The organism is Cupriavidus sp. SK-4 (genome assembly GCF_000611125.1).
GTDB classification, from domain to species: Bacteria; Pseudomonadota; Gammaproteobacteria; order Burkholderiales; family Burkholderiaceae; genus Cupriavidus; species Cupriavidus necator.
Genome location: NZ_JFJW01000020.1, coordinates 60,297 through 61,713, shown reverse-complemented (window position 1 = coordinate 61,713; position 1,417 = coordinate 60,297). Strand labels below are relative to the sequence as shown.

Below are 1,417 nucleotides of genomic sequence, written 5' to 3'. Positions count from 1 at the left end.
GCAGAACCCCCGGCGGTTGCCGTCCAGCTCGGCGGCAAGCGGCTCGGTGTCCGTGACGGGCAGGCCGCAATGGAAGCAGACCAGGCGCGCACCGGCGCCGGACGCAGCCGGGCCCGCGGCGTCACGGAGCGCGGCCGGCGGGTACGGTGCCAGCAAGCTGGCCGAAGGACTGGGACTGGTGACTGGGGGCGACGACATGGGGACCTTTTTCTACCCAATGGAGGGTATATGCGGGTCCCCGAATCGACCTTGATATAGATCAATGCGGCCCGGCTATCGTCGCACCGGGCCGGAAAACAACGCTCAGGTGAGCGTGGTATCCATGGTGCGGCGCTCGGATTCCAGGTATTCGCGCGATTGCATCTCGATGATGCGCGATACGGTCCGATGGAACTCATTGGCCATCTGGCCTTCGGTGTAGAGCTCGTCCGCGGGCACTTCTGCCGACATCAGCAGCTTGACCTTGTGGTCGTAGAAGACATCGATCAGCCAGGTGAAGCGGCGTGCCTCGGACGACATGCGCGGCGTCATGCGCGGCACGTCGGACAGGATCACGGTATGGAACTGGGACGCCAGCTCCAGGTAGTCGTTCTGTGAGCGCGGGCCGCCGCACAGCGTGGCAAAGTCGAACCACACCACGCCGTTGGCCTTGCGCAGCGCACGCAGCTCGCGGTGCTCGATATGCAGCAGCGGCGACTCGTCGGCCACGCCCGCGATCGAGGTGAAGGCGTCGCGCAGCGCGGAACTGGCCTTGGCGCCGAGTGGCGTGTGATACGCCTGCACCTGCTCCAGCGCGCGCTTGCGATAGTCGATGCCCGCGTCGACGTTGAGCACGTCGAGCTTCTGCTGCAGCAGCGCGATGGCCGGCAGCACGCGGTCGCGATGCAGGCCGTCCGGATACAGCAGGTCCGGGCGGTAGTTGGAGGTCATCACGAACTGCACGCCGTTCTCGAACATCTGCTGCAGCAGGCGATGCAGGATCATCGCGTCGGCGACGTCGCTGACGTGGAATTCATCGAAGCAGATCAGCCGGAAGCGGCGCGCGATGCGTTTGGCCAGCTCATCCAGCGGATCGGGTCGGCCGCGCAGCTCTTCGAGCTGGCGATGGACCTCGCGCATGAACTCATGGAAATGCAGCCGCGTCTTGCGCACCACCGGCACGCAGGTATAGAAGCTGTCCATCAGGAAGGACTTGCCGCGCCCCACCCCACCCCACAAGTAGACGCCCTTGGGCACGTCGGGACGGACCAGCAGCTTCTTCAGGGCATTGTTGCGGCGGCTCTTGTAGGCCACCCATTCGTCGTAGCACTGCTGCAGCCGGGCCACGGCGCGCAATTGCGCTTCGTCGGACTGGTAGCCGCGCTCCTTCAGTTCCTTCTCGTAGTACTCGGTGACGTTCATGCTGACGGGTTCCTGC

The 1,417-nt window shown here is 65.1% G+C and carries 2 protein-coding genes; both read right to left on the bottom strand.

The window, feature by feature from the left end; translation table 11 throughout:
* On the bottom strand, positions 1 to 198 hold a 198-nt coding region (locus CF68_RS38020), incomplete at its 3' end, for a carbonate dehydratase (RefSeq protein ID WP_035816376.1).
* 105 nt (positions 199 to 303) lie between these two features.
* Entirely contained in the window at positions 304 to 1,401 is a 1,098-nt protein-coding gene (gene zapE / locus CF68_RS04690) for a cell division protein ZapE (protein ID WP_013957184.1), read from the bottom strand.
* Between the last annotated feature and the right edge of the window lie 16 nt (positions 1,402 to 1,417).